This is a genomic window from Nocardia sp. NPDC059764, assembly GCF_042732555.1.
GTDB lineage: Bacteria > Actinomycetota > Actinomycetes > Mycobacteriales > Mycobacteriaceae > Nocardia.
On the sequence record NZ_JBHWHH010000038.1, the window covers coordinates 19635 to 38720 of the forward strand.

The window sequence follows — 19086 nt, forward strand, 5'->3', positions numbered from 1 at the left end:
GAGCGACACCAGGAACTGTCGAAGATGACGACGAGTGTGGCCGATCCGCCGACCTGGGACGGATACGTGGCACTATTCCTGTCAGATGCGCCGACCAGGTGCCCTATCCAACCCTGCCCCCCAAATTCCTTAGCCGTCCGAACCTGTAGTCGAATGTGCCAATCGGCCAGTGCGCAGTCGAGATTTTCTGATAATAGTGCACGTCAGCGCCATTCGGAAGCGGGACTAATCCGTCACACCGGTCACGAATATCATTTGTTTGCAAACGCATCGAATCCGGGATGTCATTCGCGCCTATCTGCTCAGCAGCTGTCGGGCGGCGTCGAGCAGGCGGGTGCGCAAGAGTTCCGAGCGGGCCGCGATATCGGCTTGGCCGCGGACGTATTCAGCTCTGCCGGAAGGTGTTTCGATGCGAATCGGCTCGTAACCGTAGTCCAGCAGGTCGTAGGGGCTGGCCTTCATGTCGAGCTCGCGGGCGGCGCATGCCAGTTCGAAGGCGTCGAACAGCAGGTCCGAGCTGATCAAGGGGGTCAGTTTGAAGCCCCACTTGTAGATGTCCATATTGGCGTGGAGGCAGCCGGGTTGCTCGCGGGCGATCTGGGAGTCGCGGGTGAGCGGTTCGATGTTGAGGGGGACGGCGGCGGGGGTGAAGAAGCGGAAGGCGTCGAAGTGGGTGCAGCGGATCTGCATGGATTCGACGACGGCGTCGGTGCCGGAGGAGCCCAGACGGAGGGGGACCTGCTGGTGGCGGACATCGTCGGTGCGGTAGACCATGGCCCACTCGTGGAGGCCGAAGCAGGACAACTGGGCCGGGCGCGACGCGGTCGCGGACAATAGGGAGGCCACGAATTCGATAGTGTCGCGGCGCTTTTCGAGGAAAGCGGGGTCGGCGGTCCAGCCGGTCACGGGCGGACCGTCGGGGGAGTCCACCGAGATCTGGCGGTAGCCGCGGGACCCCGTGTACTCCTCGGCATCGGTCAGCGCGACACCGAAACCAGGATGCCAGCGCTTCAGCTGCGCGGGCTTGTTGCCGTAATAGGTGAACAGGAAGTCGATCACCGGGTGTTTGGTGCCCGCCGCGCGCCGGTCGAGGTACGGGCCGAGCAGCGCGTCGACGCGGGCGCGGTGGGCGGCCGCCCGGTCCCGCCACGCGGGACCGGACAGCACGGAGGAATCGATGCGGGCGTTCATCATTCGGCGAGACGGTGGGTGGCGTCGCGGACGGTGCCCACGAACTCCTCCACCAGATCCTCCAGCGCCACGATGCCGACGGTATTGCCGCGGCTGTCCACCACACGGCCCAGGTGGGAGTTGGTGCGGCGCAGGCGGGCCAGCGCCTCGAACAAGGTGGTGCCCATGCTGACCGTGGGCAGCGGACGGATATCGGTGCGCGGGATCGGGGTGCCCGGCCCCGCGTCCTCGTCGGCGGTCAGGTCGAGCACATCCTTGACGTGGAGGTAGCCGACCAGCGAACCGTCGTCCGCCCGAACCGGGTAACGCGAGAAACCGGTCTCGGCGACAGCGGATTCGATGTCCCCGAGGGTGGTCCCGTCGCCGCGCAACGGCACCGAGCGGGCCTTGGCCAGCGGCACCATCACATCGGCGACGATCCGATCGCTCGAACCCAGCGCCTGCGTGAGGCGACGATGCTCCTCCTCGTCCAGCAGACCCTCGGAGCGCGATTCACCGAACATCTCGGCCAGCTCGTCCGACGACACCGTCGAATCCAGCTCGTCCTTCGGCTCGATCCGCAACGCCCGCAGCGAGATATTGGCCGCGAAGTTGTAGACCGCGATCAACGGCTTGGCCAGCCGCAGCCACATCAGGTGCAGCGGAACCAGCAGCAGCGCCATGCGCTCCGGGCCGGCGAGCGCGATGTTCTTCGGGATCATCTCGCCGAGCAGGATGTGCAGGATCACCACGATCGTCAACGCCAGCGCGAACGAGATCGGATGCAGCAGCGAATCCGGCACGCCCAGCAGATCGAACGGCTGCTCCAGCAGATGCGCCACCGCGGGCTCACCCACCCGGCCCAGCAGGATCGAGCAGATGGTGATGCCCAGCTGCGCCGCAGCCAGCATCATCGACAGGTTCTGGCCCGCCTCGATGACGGTATGGGCGCTGCGCTTGCCCTGCGCCGCAAGCGCTTCGAGCCGGTCGCGGCGCGCGGAGATCAAGGCGAACTCCGCGCCGACGAAGAACGCGTTGCCCAACAGCAGCAGGAACGTCAACAGGACGGCGTACAGGTCACCCATGAGTCTGCTCCCAGATCGCGAGGGCCTCGGCGTCGATCGGCCGGATCAGGACGCGGTCGATGCGCCGCCCGTCCATGCGCTCGACCGTGGCGATCCAGCCGCCCCGGGTGTGGGTGTGCTCGAGCTGGCTGTTGCCGGGTTCGGGCAGCAGCACCTCGTCGCCGGTTTCGGGGATCCGGCCCAGACGGGTCAGGACCAGGCCACCCAAGGTTTCGTATTCACCCTCGGGCGGGTCGTATCCGGTGGTGCGGGACACCTCGTCGATGCGCATCAGACCCGAGCAGTTCCAGCCGTTGGCCGTGCGGCGCACATCGAGTTCCTCCTCGTCGTGCTCGTCGCGCACGTCGCCGAGGATCTCCTCGATCAGGTCCTCCATGGTGACGATGCCCGCGGTGCCGCCGTACTCGTCGACCACCAGCGCCACCTGCATGCCGTCGCGGCGCACCCGCTCGAGCACCTCGTCGCCGTCCAGGCTGGCCGGCACCACGGGCACCTGCTGCGCGATGGACTTCAAGGTGATCTGGCGGCGATCCTTGACCGGATGCACGAAGGTCTGCTTGATGTGCACGAACCCGAGCGTGTTGTCGAGATCGCCGTCCACGACCGGGAACCGCGAGTACCCGGTTTCGCGCGCGGCGTCGATCAGGTCGGCGAGAGTGCAGTCCTGATCGAGGGTTTCGATGGTCATGCGCGGCGTCATCAACTCCTCCGCGGTGCGGTCACCGAACTGCAGCGACCGATCCACCACCTGCGCGGTGCGCTGATCGAGCGCCCCGTGCAGTGCGGAAGTCCGCACCAGCGAACCCAATTCCTGCGGTGAGCGCGCCGACCGGAGTTCCTCGGCCGGTTCGATCCCCATCCGGCGCACCGCCCAGTTGGCGGCCCCGTTCAGGAAATTGATCATCCACTTGAAGACGCTGGAGAAGGCGATCATCGGGCCCGCGGTCCAGCGCGCGGTCTCCAGCGGGGAGGCGATGGCGATGTTCTTGGGCACCAGCTCGCCGTAGATCATCGACAACGAGGTGGCGATGATCAGCGCCAGCGCGAGGGAGATGCCTTTCGCGGTCCCGACGCCCAGCCCGAACGCGCTCAACATCGGCTCCAAGAGCCGGGCCAGCACGGGCTCGGCGATGTAACCGGTGATCAGAGTGGTGATGGTGATGCCCAGCTGAGCGCCCGACAACTGGAACGAGAGAGTGCGATGCGCCTGGCGCACCTGCCGGGCCCGGCGGTCGCCGTCACGGGCGTGGGCCTCCACGGTGGAGCGTTCCAGAGCGGTGAGCGAGAATTCCGCGGCCACGAACAAGGCCGTGCCGGCGGTCAGAGCGATGAATCCGAACAGACTGAGAATCGTGAGCAGAACCGACACGGTCAGCACCACCCGGCCGTTTCCGAAGCCGGTATTGCGGGGAAGCCGGGTTCGTCACCCGGCTCGGTAGAGGAGCCCTCCTGTGAAGCGCCCTTGGACGCGGGTGACAACTGGTTCCTTTCGCAGGGGTTGCTGGCGGAGTACGCCACGGATACCCAGTGCCTGGGTCCGGTCAGGCCATGCTACCGGGCGGCTTCGCCGGTTTCCGCACAGCGGGGCCGCATCACAGTGGACGGTCGTCGGGAATCATCCGGTGCCGACCCGGCGGTGACACGCGGAAAGGGGGTCCGCACACGCGAAACCCGGCGGATCCGAGCGGACCCGACGGGTTCGGGTTGTGCAGTCCTAGCGGGAGACGATCACCAACCGGAGGGCAGCGGACGGCCCTCGGCGAAACCGGCGGCCGACTGGATGCCCAGCACGGCGCGCTCGTGGAACTCGCCGATGGTGTGCGCGCCCGCGTAGGTGCAGGAGCTGCGCACGCCGGAGGTGATGTGGTCGATCAGGTCCTCGACACCGGGACGCTCGGGATCCAGCCGCATGCGCGAGGACGAGATGCCCTCCTCGAACAGCGCCTTGCGGGCCCGGTCGAACGCCGAGTCGGTGGCGGTGCGGGCGGCCACGGCCCGCTTGGACGCCATGCCGAAGGACTCCTTGTAGCGGTTGCCGTCGCGGTCGACGCGCAGGTCGCCGGGCGACTCGTAGGTGCCCGCGAACCAGGAGCCGATCATCACGTTCGAGGCGCCGGCGGCCAGCGCCAGGGCCACGTCGCGCGGGTGGCGGACGCCGCCGTCGGCCCACACGTGCTTGCCGAATTCCGCTGCGGCCGAGGCACATTCGGCGACGGCCGAGAACTGCGGGCGGCCGACGCCGGTCATCATGCGGGTGGTGCACATGGCGCCGGGGCCGACACCGACCTTGATGATGTCCGCGCCCGCCTCGATCAGGTCCCGGGTGCCCTCGGCGGCGACCACGTTGCCCGCGACCAGCGGCACACCCAGATCCAGGGTGGCGACCGAGCGCAGCGCCTCCAGCATCTTCTGCTGGTGGCCGTGCGCGGTGTCCATGACCAGCACGTCGGCGCCCGCGTCGACCAGAGCCTTGGCCTTGGCCGGGACGTCGCCGTTGATGCCGACGGCCGCGGCGATGCGCAGCTTGCCTTCGGCGTCGGTGGCCGGGGTGTAGATGCCGGTGCGGATGGTGCCGGTGCGGGTCATCACGCCCGCGAGGGTGCCGTCGGGGTTGACCAGCACCGCGAGGTTCGCGTGCCGGGCCTCGAGCAGGCCGAAGACGTCGCGCGGGGAGGCGTCGGCGGGGGCCGAGACGAAGTCGGCGTTGGCGACGGTGCTCAGACGGGCGAAGCGGTCCACATCGGCGCAGGCCGCCTCGGTGACGACGCCGACCGGCTTGCCGTTCTCGACCACGACGACCGCGCCGTGGGCGCGCTTGTGGATGAGGGCCAGCGCGTCGGAGACCGACTGCTCGGGATCCAGCACGACGGGGGTGTCGGCGGTGAGCGAGCGGCTCTTGACGAAGGCGATGGTGTCGGACGCCGCGGCGATCGGCAGATCCTGGGGGAGCACCACGATCCCGCCGCGGCGGGCCACGGTCTCGGCCATGCGACGGCCGGCGACAGCGGTCATGTTCGCGACCACGAGGGGGATGGTGGTGCCGGTCCCGTCCGAGGTGGACAAGTCGACATCGAAACGGGACGCCACATCCGTCCGGCGGGGGACGAGGAAGACGTCGTCGTAGGTCAGGTCATAGGGCGGGGTCTGCCCGGGAAGAAACTGCACGTTGGACCATGGTAGCTGAATGCTGTGCGTTCGCCAGCGACTTGCCAAGGAAATTCCGATTGCCGCGCGAATCGAGCTGTCCTAGCGTTCGCGAGCGTGACCGATCTTGCGGCGCTCGCCGATCGACTGGATATCAGAGACACCCTCACCAAGCTCTTCGTCTACTGCGATCAGGCCCGCTGGGCCGACCTGCGCGAGTCGGTGCTCGCGCCGGAAGTGTTCTTCGACAACGGTTTCGGCGGACCGGTCGGCCCGCAGCCCGGCGCCGACATCGTCGACGCCTGGGCCGCCGGGCTGGGCGCGTTGGACGCCGTGCACCACCAGGCGGGCAATCAGCTCATCGAGATCACCGGCGACACCGCGCTGGCGCACGCCGACGCCATCGCCGTGCACGTGAAGAACGACGCCACCGGCGGCACCACCCGCTGGTTCGTCGGCAGCTACGTGCTGGGGTTGCAGCGCACCGAAAAGGGCTGGCGCATCGACCGTTTCGAATACAAGTTGAAGGTCATCGACGGCAACGCCGACTTGATCTGATCCCGTCGGTTCAGGATGGGGTGGGGATGAACAGCGCCTCGAACGGTGGCGCCCCTACCGCGACGGTCGTATGACCGAGGCCCTCGGTGTCGGCGGCCGGCACCAGGTCTCCGGGTGCGAACCGCCGGCGCTCGCCGTCGGTGGTGGTCACCTCGATCGCGCCCCGCAACATGACCACCCATTGCCTGGTCGGGGCCGGATGCGGCGCACTGTCGAAGCCGCCGCTGCGGAGATAGGACACGCCTGGGATCGAGGGCACCGCGCCCACCGCCATGGCGGGCACGCCGGCGGCGAGAGTCCGGTCGGCCAGCGGGATTTCGGCATCGGTGAAGGCCGATCCGCCGTCCGGGGTGGAGGTGATCACGGTGTAGCGCAGGGTGTTTCGCTCGGGCATGGTCCCGATGCTCGCCGTTCGCCGCCTGGTGCGCGATTCCCCGCAGGGAATGGAGAGGGCGATTCTTGCGGCGCGCGACAGGCCCTATTGACGTTTGCTAGATATTTGCCGAGCCTGCTTTCCGGCTCCGAGTTATTTCAATCTCGTCGGATTTGCCGGAAAGGTCGTGCCCTTTGTGCCCGCGTGTCGTAGGAACCTACAAACGTGTCGCCCTCATCGGGACGAACGGCGGGCCGCGCCCGGCTTGCGCTTCTTGTTGTGCACGCGGCTCTCGCCCTGCGGCCGCTGCTGCCGGAAGCGCGGCTGCTCCTTGTCGGCCTTCCGCTCGGGTGCGGGCGGGGCCGAGGGATCGGCGATCGGACGGCCGCTCGGGCGGCGGGCTCCCGTGATCTCGACGAGTCGGCGATCACCCGGGCGCACCTCGACGTCGGTGAGGGTCACCGAGGCGCGCTCCGCCAGCCGGACCGCCTCCTCGCGGTCGTCGGGGGTGACGATGGTGACGACCGTGCCCGACGCGCCCGCTCGGGCGGTGCGGCCGGTGCGGTGCAGGTAGTCCTTGGGATCCGCGGGCGGGTCGACGTGCACGACCAGCGAGATGTCGTCGATGTGCAGCCCGCGCGCGGCCACATCGGTGGCGACCAGCACCGGCGCGGTTCCGTCGACGAAGGCCGCGAGCATGCGAGTGCGCTGGTTCTGCGCCTTGCCGCCGTGCAGGGCGACCGCGCCGATCCCGATCTCGCGGAGCTTGCGCGCCAGCTTGTCGGCTCCGTGCTGGGTGCGCACGAACAGCAGCGTCCGGCCTTGCCGCGCGGCGATCTCACTGACCACCGCGCGCTTGTCGGGCCGCCGGACGTGCAGGGCGTAATGCGCGATCGTCGGCCCCGCGGCGACTCTCCCGAAGTCGCCCGTGACCGTGCCGCCCGGCAAGCCCGCGGCCGACCCGGTGCCCGGTGTGTTGTCTCCCGTGCTGGAGGTGGCCGAACCCGTGACCAGCGCCGTCGAATGCGCGCCCGACGCGGAATCCGCCGCGAGCGCGTCCGAATCCGGGCTTGCCGCAGCCGTATTCGCCACGTTCCCCGTGGTCGCGCCGATCGCGTGGGTCGCGGGATCGTGGAGGTACTTCTGCACGAGTCCGTCGACGGTCTCGTCCAGCGTCGCCGAGAACAACAGCTGCTGCGCGTTGTCGGGCACCTTGTTCAGTAGGGCCGTGAGCTGAGGGAGGAAGCCGAGTTCGGCCATGTGGTCGGCCTCGTCGACGGTGACCACGCGAATATCGGCCAGCTGCACCGCTTTCCGCCCGAGCAGGTCGGTCAACCGGCCCGGCGTCGCGATGACCACGTCCACGCCGCGTGCCAGCCGCTCCTCCTGCTTCTTGATCGGGAGCCCGCCGACCGCGGTGGCCAGGCGCAGGCCCAGCGACAGCGCGGGCTCGTCCAGCGCCGCCTCGATCTGGATCGCCAGTTCCCGGGTGGGCGCGAGGATCAGACCGCGCGGCCGCTTGGGGGCGCTCGGCGCACCGAACAGCCGCACCAGCATCGGCAACCCGAACGCCAGCGTTTTGCCCGACCCTGTGGCGGCCCGTCCCAGCACGTCGCGGCCGGCGAGAATATCGGGAACGACCGCGGCCTGAATCGGGAACGCCGTATCCATCCCGCCCCGCCGCAGCGCCTGCACCAGCACCGGCGGCAGACCGAGATCCGCGAATCGGGTCGGCGCCGCCGCGGCGGTGGATGTCGGTGCGGATGCCGGGTCGGTGTGGATGGTGTCCTCCGGATCGGGATTCGGTGTCGCCGCGGGCCCGCGGCGGGTGGATGTCGGGTTCGGCGAGCTGCCGGAGCGTCGGGCGGGCACGGCGGAACCGTCCGCGCCCGAGTCGGATTCGCGGGCGGGCGGAGCGGGTTCAGGCACGGCTGACCAGGCGGCTGACCTCGACCAGCCAGGGGATCGCGACGGCGAGGGTCGGCACCACGAGGATGGCGGCGGCGGCCAGATACGCGGCGACGGCGATGCGCAGGTCGCCGATGGGACCGGCGAGGCGCTGGATGCGGATCAAGGTGCTGGGTCCGCCCGCGGCCATCGCGCCCTGCGGCGCGGGTGAATTCGAACAGGCCACCAGCGCGCGGGCCAGCGGGGTGGGGCCGGTGGCCTTGACCGCGGAGTCGTCGGCGAGCAGTTCGATGAGCAGTTTCACCGAGTCCAGCGCGGACTTGGAGCGGACCACGCGGGGGAAGGCCTCGTGCGCGGCGGTGAAGGCTTCCAGCACCAGGTCGTGGCGGGCGCGCAGGTGCGAGCGTTCGTGACTGACGATGGCGGTGAGTTCCTCGTCGGTCAGATTGGTGACCGTGCCCTGGCTGAGCACCACGCGGCGGCGCAGCCCGGGCAGGCAGTAGGCGATCGGCTCGGTGGCCGCGAGCACCCGGATGTCGGCCGATTTGCGTTGCACGCTGGACTGATCGAGCAGGTCGACCAGCATGCGGTGGCGGGCCCGGCGGCGGCGGGTGTGGATGCCGACCCGGATCACCGACCAGATCAGCCGCGCCCCGACCAGCAGGGTGAGCGCGAACACCAGCACCAGGCCCAGCCACAGCGGCAGGCCGAGGACATCGATCTCCTTGCTGGGCGTGGTGGTCGGGCGGCCGTCGGGGCCGGGGACCAGCAGGCGGGAAGCGATGGCGAGTCCGGAGCCGAAGGCGCTGAGCACCGCGGCCAGCGCGATGGCCTGCCAGAGCACCAGCGCGGCACGGGGACTGCGGTAGGGCCAGGTGGCCCGGGAGAGCAGCGCTGGCACCGGTCCCGCCAATAACAAGGCGAGACCGGCGAATACCGGCGCTGTCCAGTCCATGTCCTCAGCTCACTGCGTTGTGGGGCTCGGGCCGAGGGTACAGCTATTTGGACTCGGGTTTGTCCTTGCGCGCCACCTCGGTGGCTTCGAGCTTAGCGAGTGCGGCCCGCAATGCGTCAGCCTCGTCGGCGCCGACCTGCTCGACGAAGTGCACGAGCGCGGCGCGGCGGCTGCCCACCTCGTCCGCCTGCTGCAGCGCGTCGAACATGAGGCTGGCGACGAGTTCGTCGCGGGTGTGCACGGGCACGTACCGGTGTGCGCGGTCGTCGCGCTGCTGGACCACCAGGTTCTTCTTCGCCAAGCGTTGCAGAACGGTCATCACCGTGGTGTACGCGAGTTCACGACGCTCAGCGAGGGCTTCATGGACCTGCCGGACCGTTTGCGGTTCGTCGGCCGACCACAACTGGTCCATGACCGCTTTCTCGAGTTCACCAAGACCTGCCATCCCACCAGCTTACGGAGACAACGACAGCAATGCGTACTACAGGTCGTCGTAACCGGCGGGTTGCTGGTGTGGGATTCCTCATACGATGACGTGACGGTTGCCGATCGGCACGATCATGGGCCGCCCGGACACCGGATCCTCGAGCACCTCGGCCCGCAGATCGAACACATCCAGCAGCAGCTCGGCATTGATGATGTCCGCGGGCGCGCCCTGGGCCTCGATGCGGCCGTCGCGCATGACGACCAGGCGGTCGCTGTAGCGGATCGCCAGGTTCAGGTCGTGTAGCACCATGACCACGGTTCGACCCAGGTCGTCGTGCAGGCGGTCGACCAGGTCCAGCACTTCGAGGGCGTGGGTGAGGTCGAGGTAGGTCGTCGGCTCGTCGAGCAGCAGGATGTCGGTGCCCTGGGCCAGGGCCATGGAGATCCAGGCGCGCTGGCGCTGGCCGCCGGAGAGCTCGTCGAGGGTGCGCCCGGCCAGGTCCGCGATACCGGTCTGTTCGAGCGCGGCCAGCACTTCGGTCTCGTCGTCGGCGGACCACTGCCGCAGCCAGGACTGGTGCGGGTGGCGGCCGCGGGCGACCAGGTCGGCGACGGTGAGACCCTCGGGCGCGACCGGCGTCTGCGGCAGCATGCCGACCACGCGGGCGATGTCCTTGGTCTTCATGGTGGCGATGGCCTTGCCGTCCAACAGGACCCGGCCCGCCTTGGGGCGCAGCAGCCGGCCCAGGGAGCGCAGCAGGGTGGACTTGCCGCAGCCGTTGGGGCCGATGACGGTGGTGATGAGACCGGGCTCGATGTCGACCGACAGTCCGTCGACAATGATCCGCTCGCCGTAGCCGAGAGTGAGGGATTCCGCAGCGAGAGTCACAGTGCCACCTTAGAAGTCGCGGGAGCCGACGTCGAAGTCACAGTGTCGCCTTCCGATTGGTGCGAACGAGCAGATACAGCAGGAACGGTCCGCCGACGGCCGCGGTGACCACTCCGACGGGCAGCGACACCGGAAACGCGGTGCGCGCGAGCAGGTCCGCGCCCACCACGGCGATGGCCCCGACCAGCGCGGACGCGATGACCGGTTCACCGGGCGTGCGCAGCAGCCGTCGCGCGATCTGCGGCGCGGCCAGCCCCACGAAGCCGAGCGGGCCGACCGCGGCGGTCGCCAGCGCGGTGCAGCAGACCGCGGCGGCGATGAGGATCGCCTGCTGGGTCTGGATGCGGACGCCCAGAACGCGGGTGGTGTCGGTGCCGAACCGCAGCGCGGCCAGGGTGCGCGCCGACCCGGCGGTGACGAGCAGCGCGAGCCCCAACCCGATCGAGGCGGGGATCAGGCTCGACCAGTCGGCCATGTTCAGCGACCCGGTCAGCCATTGCTGGGCGTGCGCGGCGTCGGTGAGCGTCGCCCGCGTCAGCAGCCAGCTCACCACCGACAGCAGCGCCGCGTTGACGCCGATGCCGATGAGCACCAATCGGAATCCCATCACCCCGGCATCCCCGGACGCGGTCCGACCCCAGGCCAGCAGGTAGATGAGCACCGCGGTCAGCAGCCCGCCCGCCAGCGCGGCCCCCGAAACTTCGAGCGCCGCAGCCGTCCCGGTCCCGGCCTCGCCGAGTCCGACCAGCATCGCGACCGCGCCGACGCTCGCGCCGGAGGTGATCCCGAGCAGATCCGGGCTGGCCAGGGGGTTGTGCAGAATCGACTGCGTCACCGCGCCCGCCAGCCCCAGCGCCGCCCCGACCACCACGGCCGTGAGCGCGCGGGGCAGTCGCGAATCCATGATCACGAATCGCTGCGCCCGAGTCCCGCCACCGCCCAGCACATCCAGCACGCGCCCGACCGGAATCCGGAACTCGCCCAGCGCGATATCCAGCGCGAACAATCCGAACAGCAAGGCCGCCAGCGAGATCACGGCGATCAGCGCCATCGGACGCAACACGGACGAGAATCCGCCTGCCCGGACGGCGGGACGAACCGCTCGCAATCCGGCCGCTGCTGCGGAGTTTGCCGGTGAGTCGCCCGAGCTCACAGCGTCGGAGGTGGTGTTGGGAGGTGTCGGGAGTGTCACAGGCTCACCAGCTTTCGGCGGCGGACGAGCAGGAGGAAGAAGGGTGCGCCGAGGGCGGCGAGGGTGACTCCGGCCTGGAGTTCGCCGGGGCGGGCGATCAATCGGCCCGCGGTGTCGGCCAGCAGCAGGACGATCGCGCCGAGCAGCGCCGAGTAGGGGAGCAGCCAGCGGTAGTCGGGGCCGGTGAACGCCCGGGCGAGGTGGGGGACGATCAGGCCGAGGAAGGCGATGGGGCCGACGGCGGCGGTGGCCGCGCCCGCGAGCAGGACGACGGCGACCAGGCCGAGGGCGCGGCTGCGGGTGATGTCGACGCCGAGACCGCGGGCCACGTCGTCGCCGAGCCCGAGCAGGTTCAGGGTCGGGGCGCAGGTCAGGGCCAGGATCGCGCCGACCGCGAGGAACGGCAGGACCTGCCGGAAGGCGGTGGCGTCGTGCCCGGCGACGTCGCCGACCACCCAGTAGCGGTAGGTGTTGAGGGCCGTCCCGTCCAGCAGGACAACGACATTGGTCATGGCCTGCAGGAACGCGGTCACGGCCGCGCCCGCGAGGACCAGGCTCAGGGGGCTGGCCTTACCGCCGCCGAGCGCGGAGATGCCGAAGACGACCGCGCCCGCGAGCAGCGCCCCCGCGAACGCGAACCAGATGTACTGCGCCGGGCTGGTGAGTGCGAGCAGGTGGATGCTCAGCGCCGCGAGGAACGCCGCGCCCGCGTTGATGCCGAGTAATCCGGCGTCGGCGAGGGGGTTTCGCGTGTAGCCCTGGATGAGCGCTCCGGCCATGCCGAGCGCGAGTCCGGTGATGAGGGCCAGTCCGGTTCGGGGGAGCCGCAATTCGCGCACGATCTGGGCGGCGGTGTCGGTGGCCGGGCACGAAAGCGGCAGTCCACCAGGGCAGGTGAGTGCGTCGTAGACGGTTCCGAGTCCCAGATTGCGGGTGCCCAGGGCGATGCTGGCGGCCAGTGCGCCGAGCAGGAGCACGGCCAGAACGAGAAGTCCGGACAGACGTCGCCGTCTGGTGGTGACTACGGCGGGCACGGTGACGAACTACTCCTGACACGTTCTATGGTCGATAAGTCTGGTAAGCCTAACCTATCTTCTCGTACGCGTTGTCCATGCTCCACGCCTTTGGTCCCCACATTGGCCGAATAGTCGATGAATGAGGAGGTTCGATGCTCGAACCCGTAACCGTGTGCCCGCCGCGCGATTCCAGGCTCGCCTTCGGGTCGGCCTGCCACCGCCTGCGCGCCCTGCAACCCGACCACCCGCGTGTCTACGCCGTCGCCGCCATGGTCGACCAGGGCAAACGCAGATGGTGGCGACTCGCCGACGGCATCCGTGCGGGCCGCATCGAGCTGATGTACCGGCGCCACGCCGCGGAGATGAGCAATGCCGACATCGCCGCCGAGGTGGTGGCCACCGCGCTGATCCACGCGGTGGTGGGCCGGGTGATGGCCATGGTGGTGTCGGAGGGCCGCGCCTGGGATCCGGGCCTGGAGAACCTGTGGATCCACACCGACAACGACGGCGGCATCGACTGGGCCGGGCTGTCCGACACCACCATTCGCGTCCTGGACGGCGACCGGCTCGTCGGCGAGGACGGTGTGGTGGCGCTGCCGTGCGAGCCGGCGCTCTACGTCTGGCTCGCGCACCGTTGCCTGCCCGCGCTGACCCTCGTCCAGGAGGCGATGACGCACTGCTCAGGGCTGAGTGTGCGGCGCTTCTGGGGGTTGGTCGCGGAATCGGTGGTGGGTGCGGCGACCTACGTTCCGGCCCTGGCCAATACGTCCTCCTCCGAGGGCGCGCGTCGTGGCCAGGCCATGCTGGCGGCCTTCGAGGACCGTGGTCTACCGGTGCGCCGGGTGTGCGTCAGGTAGACCTGTCGGTCCGCTCCAACGCTACGCCACCGGTTTGCTGTAGCCGTCGACTCAGTGACGTATCGCGCCGGTCGGGGTCTCGCAAGTAGACTGTGCGGCAATCGATCTTGATGTATTGACGGTGCAATTCGTGGACCGTGATCGAGGACGGGCGGGCTATCTGCACGATGGTGTGCTGTCCACTTGCTGCTGCTACTGTTCCGACCGCGGTGCGGGTACCCCGAGGGGTGCCCGCACCGCGTCGTCGGATCGAACTGGTGGAGGCGTGGATGGCGGTCGTGTTCGATACCGCGGCATTGGCCCGGCACGAGCGCGCGGACGCCTTGGCCGCCGTCGCCTCGGAGACCGTGGCCGCCGCCGACGTCCGCTTCGCCGATCGCGGCAGGGCCCACGGCCGCATGGAAGCGTGGCTGTTCGGGCCGGTGGAAGTGCTGCGGACCGAGACCACGGGGCTCGACGTACTCCGCACTCCCAAACATGTCCGGACCACTCCGGCGGGCTTGTTCTCGGTGACCCGGCAGATCGGCGGCACCCGCATCCACGAGCATTTCGGCATTCAGGAGGTGCTCGCGCCCGGGGATTGCGGAGCCATCGACCACGACAATCCGTTCGTGTCGGTGATGCGCGGCGCCTCGATCAGCGTGAGCCTGCGCATGTCGGTGGACGAGCTGGAGCTGCCGGGCGACATCGTGCGCAGCGCGGCGTTGAGTCTGCGCGGGAGTCCCTTGTGTCCACTGGTGTCGTCGTTCATGGTCGATCTGGTGGCCCGGGCCGACCGGATCGAAAACGATCCGGGCGCTGCCGATCTGGGGAGGGCGGGCGTGGATATGGTGCGCGCACTGGTGCTGTCGGCGGCCGGGGCCGAGCCGGTGGAGGGAATCGGGGCGGGACTGCCCGCCCCGCTGCTGCTACGCCAGATGGAGACCTACCTGCGCCTGAATCTGCGCCGTCGCGACCTCACCGCGGCGGAAGTCGCCGCCGCGCACCATATCTCGGTGCGCCGGATGTACCGGCTGTGGGCGGATCAGGGATTGTCGATGCAGCAGTGGATCATCGGGGAGCGCCTGGAGTTGACGCGCCGCATGCTCGCCGATCCGCGGCACGCGGAGCGCACCATCGGCTGGATCGCGCGCGCTTCCGGATTCCGCGACGCGAGCCACTTCACCCGCCGTTTCCGCGCCGCCTACGGCGTCGGCCCGAGCGAATGGCGGGCCGAGGCGCGGGGTGCCGGCGGGTCCGTGAGCTAGCGTTCAGGCGGTCGCGGCGGCGTAGCGCCAGTCGCGCGGGGTCATGCCGTACGCCGCCCGGAACCGGCGAGTGAAGTGCGTGGCGTCACGGAAGCCGACGGTGTGGGCGATGGCGCTGATGGTGCGTCCGCCGTGGGCCGGATCCACCAGCAGGGCGCGGGCGGCGGCGAGGCGTTCGCCGATGATCCACTGCTCCAGGCGGATTCCGGCGTTCGCGCACAGCCGGTACAGGTACCGGGCCGACATGTTGTGGGCCGCCGCGATCTGCTCGACCCGCAGGTCCGGATCGTTGAGGTGGCGGCGCACGTAGTTCTGCACCTCGCGGACCACGGCCTGCTGATGCGCGGGGGTCTCGTCGCCGGTGGCGGGTCCGGAAGCCGAGAGCAGCAGCGCCCGCACCATTTCCACGCAGCACTGGCCGACCATGACCGCGGCCGGGTCGCGTTCCAAGGCTTCGGCGCCCTCGATGAGCTCGGTGATCTGCCCGGCGGCCATATCGTGCAGGGGGCTGTGCCGCAGCCGTCCGGTGGCGGCGGCGAGGGTTTCGGTGGACAGTCCCAGCCGATCCCGTGGCACCGCAATGCACCAGGATTCGCCGATGCCGTCCCAGCCCACCTCGAAGGGGGTGGCAAAGTCCCACAGGGCGCATTCGCCCGGGGCGGTCACGGTGTGGCGGCCGTTCTGGTAGTGATGCCGGACCGCCTGCTTCTGCAGGACGACCGCGACCGCGGACGACGGTGTCCGATGGACGTGCGCGGGTGTGCGCCGCACGCGGACCGCGGAGATCTGGATCCGGTGCAGGGTGGCCACGCCCAGCCGCCACTTCTCGTGGCGGGTGATGACGCGTTCGGGCGGATCGAGCAGTTCGGCGTCGACCTGGAGAGCGACCGATTTCGCGAGGTCGGTGACCAGGCCGTGCCGATTCTCGATCGGGTACGACTGCGCGTCCAAAAGGACAGCCATCTCAACTCCCCTCGGAACCCCGCCCCTCCCCGGGTCCCAGTTTCGTGCTGAACATTACGAACGGCCTGATTTTAGAAAGTTCACGGCAAACTCCATGCATGCGTGAGAGGGGCATTACGAGGACCGCAGTGCTGAAAAGTCGTGCAAAAGGGACCTGCCGGTCAATCGACCAGTGAATTCGCGCCGAGGAATCGGCTCTCAGTGCCACGCGCGCGGCACGCAGAGGCGACAATCGTGCGCCCACAGCAAAACTGCGAGCTGCCTCCGACGTGTCGAATTATGCGTCAGCTAACGCACGGCGAGCACGCGATTCGCGTGCGCTGTGAGTCGATTCGGCGGCACGCAGAGCAAGCCCGTGGACATGCGGCGGCCCCCGGTTCCGGACGGTGACGGAACGGGGGCCGGAGTATTGCCGGGCGACGACCCCGCGGACGCATGGCCGGCCGCCGCGGCAGGTCAGCGAGCGGTGTCCACCAGCACCCGATCCACGCGATCGAAGGCCCCGTTGCGGACCACGGACTCCGTCACGGCGGCCGAGTCGATCGCCGTGAGCCGCAGTCGCTCGACCGTCAATACCGGCACTCCCGCGGCATCGGCGCGATAGCCGCTCGCGGTCCGGCGCACGGTGTCGGCGTCCAGACATCCCGGCACCGCCACCAGTCGATCGATCGACACCCGCTGTCCGGCAGCGCCTTCGGCTGCGAAGGCGGCGGTCAGCGTCGCCGCGAGGTCGCGGTCCGCGCCGAGTCCGGATGGGTGGCGGGCAGCACGATGGTGCGCAGGGTGCCGGGCGGATGATGCGGTGCGTCAGAAGGCGGGCGGCGATGCCCGCGGTGTGGAGCGGTCTCCACACGGGGGTGGCTCTCGCGGCCGGCCGGGTGATCGACCCCTGCAGGTGGGTCGTCGCCGACGGCCGGCCGCGTGGTGGAACCGGGCGGGGGAGGCGGCTCACTGCGTCGCCCGCCCGGATTCGACCCTAAGGTTCGCGGCCGCCGGTGCCCATGACCGTGAGTGCACAGCTTTCGACTCAGAGTGACTGTGCGGCATTCGGTTCCCCAGCCGCCCGCCTCCGCAAACCACTTGGCGCTGTCAGCCGATTGGCTGGCACGCACAGCACCCTTTCCGCCCCGGTCATCCACATAACTTGGATTCGTGGTCGGGGTCACAGTCATGGCCGAGAGAAGCGGGAGAGACATGGCGAACATGCAAGGCGTGGCGACGATTTCGTGCGAGGACGCGGGCCTGCGGGGTGCGGGACGGCGGTCCTCGGAGGTCGACGGCGCGGCCGTGCAGCCGCCGAGCTTCGGTGCGGTGCTGCGGCTGTTGCGCGACGAACGCAGGGTGTCACGGGAGCGACTGGGCATGGCGGCCGGCGTGAGCGCCAGCTACATCACCCACCTGGAACTGGGCCGTCGCGGTCGCCCCACCCAAGCGGTGGTGGAAGCCCTGTTCGGCTGCCTGAATCGAGTCCACCCGGTGTCGCACCGCTCCCGGCGCCTCCTGTTCGACCTGGCCGGGTTGCCGGACCCGGCCGCGCCGGAACTCGACGAGCTGCGTGCGGCCATCACTCCGGCGAAGCTGCGTCGGCTCGAGCGGCTCGGCTCGGATCCCGCCGGATACTTCGACGCCCGCTGGCACGTGCTGGCCCTGAACGACGCTGCCCGCCAGGCATTTCCGGGGCTGACCGTCGGCGGCAACTGGCTGATTTGGCTGCTGGAGGACCTCCGGGCCGAGACCGCCCTGCTGGATCGGGATGCGGCGGCGCGCGCTTCGGTGGGGGTCCTACGGGCCCGCCTCGCGGCCTTCGACGTCCCTGACTGGTCGGCCGAGTTCCTCGCCGAACTCGGCCGGAGTCCGGAATTCCGGCGGTTGTGGTCGCAATGCCAGGACCTCGACAACCCAGGCGAACGCATCGTTCGACTGCATGACCGCGCGGGCAGGTTCATCCCCCTCGACGTTCAGCTCTACGACGTCGAGAGCGCCCGCTACCCGGGCTGGATCCGCATGCTCTGGGCCATGGCCGACTTCGACGCGGAGTAGCGGCGCCGCGCGCCCCGGTTGACACAGCGCCGGCTGGCCGCAGCCCGGAATCCCTCCACTGCGGTGGACGTCTGGGAAATCAGTGACTTCCCACTACGCGAGATCGCCCCGGACACCTACTCGTTCACCGAGACCCTCCATCAGCCGGATCGGGTAACTCGCCGTCTGACCGTCTTCCAAGTGCAGCCGACAACTGGACGATCCTGTACCGCCAAGGCACGGTCGTCGCCGGCTGGGGCGTGCTCGATACAGTGCTCGAATGCTCATTTCCGCTGACGTGCTCGACATTCTGGACCCGATGTCGGGTCTCGTTTTCGCCGGTGAGGCGGGCGGGCGTCCGACTTTCGCGCTGTGGCGAGACGGTGCGGTGCGTCTGCTCGACGAGAGGCTCGCCGAGAACGCGCAGCGAGTGCTCCCCTTGGAGGGCGGCGTCCGCGTCCTTGCGGCGTCCGCCCTCGACCTGCTCGTACTCTCCGCCGCCGGCGGGCTCGTCATCGCCGGAGAGGAAGTGGTCACGGTGGCCGGAACACCCGCCGACGCGGCTGCGCTCCTGGGCGGCCTACTTGTCGTCGCTGTCCCGGACGGCGAGAAGCACCGGCTGCGCGTGCTCGATCCCGCGACCGGGGCGATCCTCGACGACCAGGCGATCGACGCCGATGATGCTCGCGCCTTCCTGCATCGTCATCCTGTCGAAGCCACGGCGATTCTCGAGCTCGCCATGGGTCAGGACGGCGTCCTCGCCTTCCGCGTCGATGTCGAGGGTTCGCGCCTCCACCTGACCGAGATCCTCGGAGGAGAAGACCCGGTGATCGCGGGCTTCAGTCCGTCGGGCGCAAGGCTTCTCATCACTCCGTATCCCAGCGATCCACAGACCGTACGGATGCTGTCGTGGCCGGACCTGAAGGAGATCTCACGGCTCGACGCGAATGACGTCGACGCCGAGTACGGTTTCGGGCTCGCCGGATGCTGGATCACCGACGACCGAGTCGCCGTGTACGCGACCGAGGACGCACTGATCGTCACCGACGAGAACCTCGACTCGCCCGAACGCATCCCCCTGCCGATCGACTTCGTCAGCGAGGGAGAGATCGAGAGCCTCACCCCTCTGGGTTCGGGCAACGTCGCCATCGGCGCGTGGACGCCAACCGGCCGACTCACCCTCGTCGTCCGCCTCATCGAAGAAACGGCCCGTGCCTGACAACGCCTGTGGGCCCCGAATGCAGAGGTGGTGGGCTCTGTCGACCGATCACTCTCGACAGAACC

At 69.3% G+C, this 19086-nt stretch carries 18 protein-coding genes; 5 read left to right on the plus strand and 13 right to left on the minus strand.

The features are described 5' to 3' along the window. Nucleotides 1-294: 294 nt before the first annotated feature. The 4 genes from ACFV4K_RS11290 to ACFV4K_RS11305 all read right to left on the minus strand — a co-directional run bounded on the left by ACFV4K_RS11290 (nt 295) and on the right by ACFV4K_RS11305 (nt 5420). Nucleotides 295-1194: a 3-methyladenine DNA glycosylase gene (locus tag ACFV4K_RS11290; RefSeq protein WP_379274007.1), complete on the minus strand. Its 900-nt coding sequence runs from the start codon at nt 1192-1194 to the stop codon at nt 295-297. Further along, the gene (locus tag ACFV4K_RS11295) at nt 1191-2255 is read right to left on the minus strand and encodes a hemolysin family protein (protein WP_379274009.1); all 1065 of its coding nucleotides are present in this window, start codon (nt 2253-2255) and stop codon (nt 1191-1193) included. The genes ACFV4K_RS11290 and ACFV4K_RS11295 overlap by 4 nt, the downstream gene beginning before the upstream one ends. Beyond that, entirely contained in the window at nt 2248-3624 is a 1377-nt protein-coding gene (locus ACFV4K_RS11300; RefSeq protein ID WP_379274011.1) for a hemolysin family protein, read from the minus strand. Before ACFV4K_RS11300 ends, ACFV4K_RS11295 begins: the two co-directional genes overlap by 8 nt. Before the next feature lie 359 nt (nt 3625-3983). After that, nucleotides 3984-5420: a GuaB1 family IMP dehydrogenase-related protein gene (locus tag ACFV4K_RS11305; protein WP_379274013.1), complete on the minus strand. Its 1437-nt coding sequence runs from the start codon at nt 5418-5420 to the stop codon at nt 3984-3986. Nucleotides 5421-5516: 96 nt separating this feature from the next. On the opposite strand from ACFV4K_RS11305, the gene ACFV4K_RS11310 reads away from it, so the two are divergent. Further along, the gene (locus ACFV4K_RS11310) at nt 5517-5957 is read left to right on the plus strand and encodes a nuclear transport factor 2 family protein (protein ID WP_379274014.1); all 441 of its coding nucleotides are present in this window, start codon (nt 5517-5519) and stop codon (nt 5955-5957) included. A gap of 10 nt (nt 5958-5967) precedes the next feature. On the opposite strand, the gene ACFV4K_RS11315 is transcribed toward ACFV4K_RS11310, so the two are convergent. The 7 genes from ACFV4K_RS11315 to ACFV4K_RS11345 all read right to left on the minus strand — a co-directional run bounded on the left by ACFV4K_RS11315 (nt 5968) and on the right by ACFV4K_RS11345 (nt 12734). After that, nucleotides 5968-6351, minus strand: a complete 384-nt coding sequence (locus tag ACFV4K_RS11315) for a hypothetical protein (protein WP_379274016.1) — start codon at nt 6349-6351, stop codon at nt 5968-5970. 213 nt (nt 6352-6564) lie between these two features. Further along, complete coding sequence (locus ACFV4K_RS11320) at nt 6565-8001, minus strand: DEAD/DEAH box helicase (RefSeq protein WP_379274059.1); 1437 nt, start codon at nt 7999-8001, stop codon at nt 6565-6567. A 250-nt stretch (nt 8002-8251) separates the two neighbouring features. Next, nucleotides 8252-9193, minus strand: coding sequence for a M48 family metalloprotease (locus ACFV4K_RS11325; protein WP_379274018.1), 942 nt, complete (start codon nt 9191-9193; stop codon nt 8252-8254). 43 nt (nt 9194-9236) lie between these two features. Then, entirely contained in the window at nt 9237-9638 is a 402-nt protein-coding gene (locus ACFV4K_RS11330) for a BlaI/MecI/CopY family transcriptional regulator (protein ID WP_379274020.1), read from the minus strand. A gap of 78 nt (nt 9639-9716) precedes the next feature. Continuing rightward, a complete protein-coding gene (locus ACFV4K_RS11335) occupies nt 9717-10508 on the minus strand; it encodes an ABC transporter ATP-binding protein (RefSeq protein WP_379274021.1) in 792 nt (263 codons plus the stop codon). A 37-nt stretch (nt 10509-10545) separates the two neighbouring features. Then, on the minus strand, nt 10546-11571 hold the full coding sequence (locus ACFV4K_RS11340) for a FecCD family ABC transporter permease (RefSeq protein WP_379274023.1): 1026 nt from the start codon (nt 11569-11571) through the stop codon (nt 10546-10548). Nucleotides 11572-11696: 125 nt separating this feature from the next. After that, nucleotides 11697-12734 carry a FecCD family ABC transporter permease gene (locus ACFV4K_RS11345; RefSeq protein ID WP_379274025.1) on the minus strand — a complete coding sequence of 346 codons (1038 nt, stop codon included), beginning with the start codon at nt 12732-12734 and terminating at the stop codon, nt 11697-11699. A 134-nt stretch (nt 12735-12868) separates the two neighbouring features. On the opposite strand from ACFV4K_RS11345, the gene ACFV4K_RS11350 reads away from it, so the two are divergent. Both ACFV4K_RS11350 and ACFV4K_RS11355 read left to right on the plus strand, forming a co-directional pair. Next, a complete protein-coding gene (locus ACFV4K_RS11350; protein WP_379274027.1) occupies nt 12869-13573 on the plus strand; it encodes a hypothetical protein in 705 nt (234 codons plus the stop codon). A gap of 209 nt (nt 13574-13782) precedes the next feature. After that, the gene (locus ACFV4K_RS11355) at nt 13783-14820 is read left to right on the plus strand and encodes a helix-turn-helix domain-containing protein (RefSeq protein WP_379274029.1); all 1038 of its coding nucleotides are present in this window, start codon (nt 13783-13785) and stop codon (nt 14818-14820) included. A gap of 3 nt (nt 14821-14823) precedes the next feature. Here the strand turns inward: ACFV4K_RS11355 and ACFV4K_RS11360 are convergent, their stop codons facing one another. Both ACFV4K_RS11360 and ACFV4K_RS11365 read right to left on the minus strand, forming a co-directional pair. Next, entirely contained in the window at nt 14824-15783 is a 960-nt protein-coding gene (locus ACFV4K_RS11360; protein ID WP_379274031.1) for a helix-turn-helix domain-containing protein, read from the minus strand. Between the two features lie 456 nt (nt 15784-16239). After that, nucleotides 16240-16458 carry a hypothetical protein gene (locus ACFV4K_RS11365; RefSeq protein ID WP_379274032.1) on the minus strand — a complete coding sequence of 73 codons (219 nt, stop codon included), beginning with the start codon at nt 16456-16458 and terminating at the stop codon, nt 16240-16242. Between the two features lie 519 nt (nt 16459-16977). Between ACFV4K_RS11365 and ACFV4K_RS11370 the strand changes: the two genes are divergently transcribed. Together ACFV4K_RS11370 and ACFV4K_RS11375 are read left to right on the plus strand one after the other, a co-directional pair. Further along, complete coding sequence (locus tag ACFV4K_RS11370; protein ID WP_379274033.1) at nt 16978-17823, plus strand: helix-turn-helix domain-containing protein; 846 nt, start codon at nt 16978-16980, stop codon at nt 17821-17823. A gap of 259 nt (nt 17824-18082) precedes the next feature. After that, nucleotides 18083-19021 (plus strand): hypothetical protein, encoded by a 939-nt coding sequence (locus ACFV4K_RS11375; protein WP_379274035.1) that lies wholly within the window; start codon nt 18083-18085, stop codon nt 19019-19021. The last annotated feature ends 65 nt before the right edge of the window (nt 19022-19086 follow it).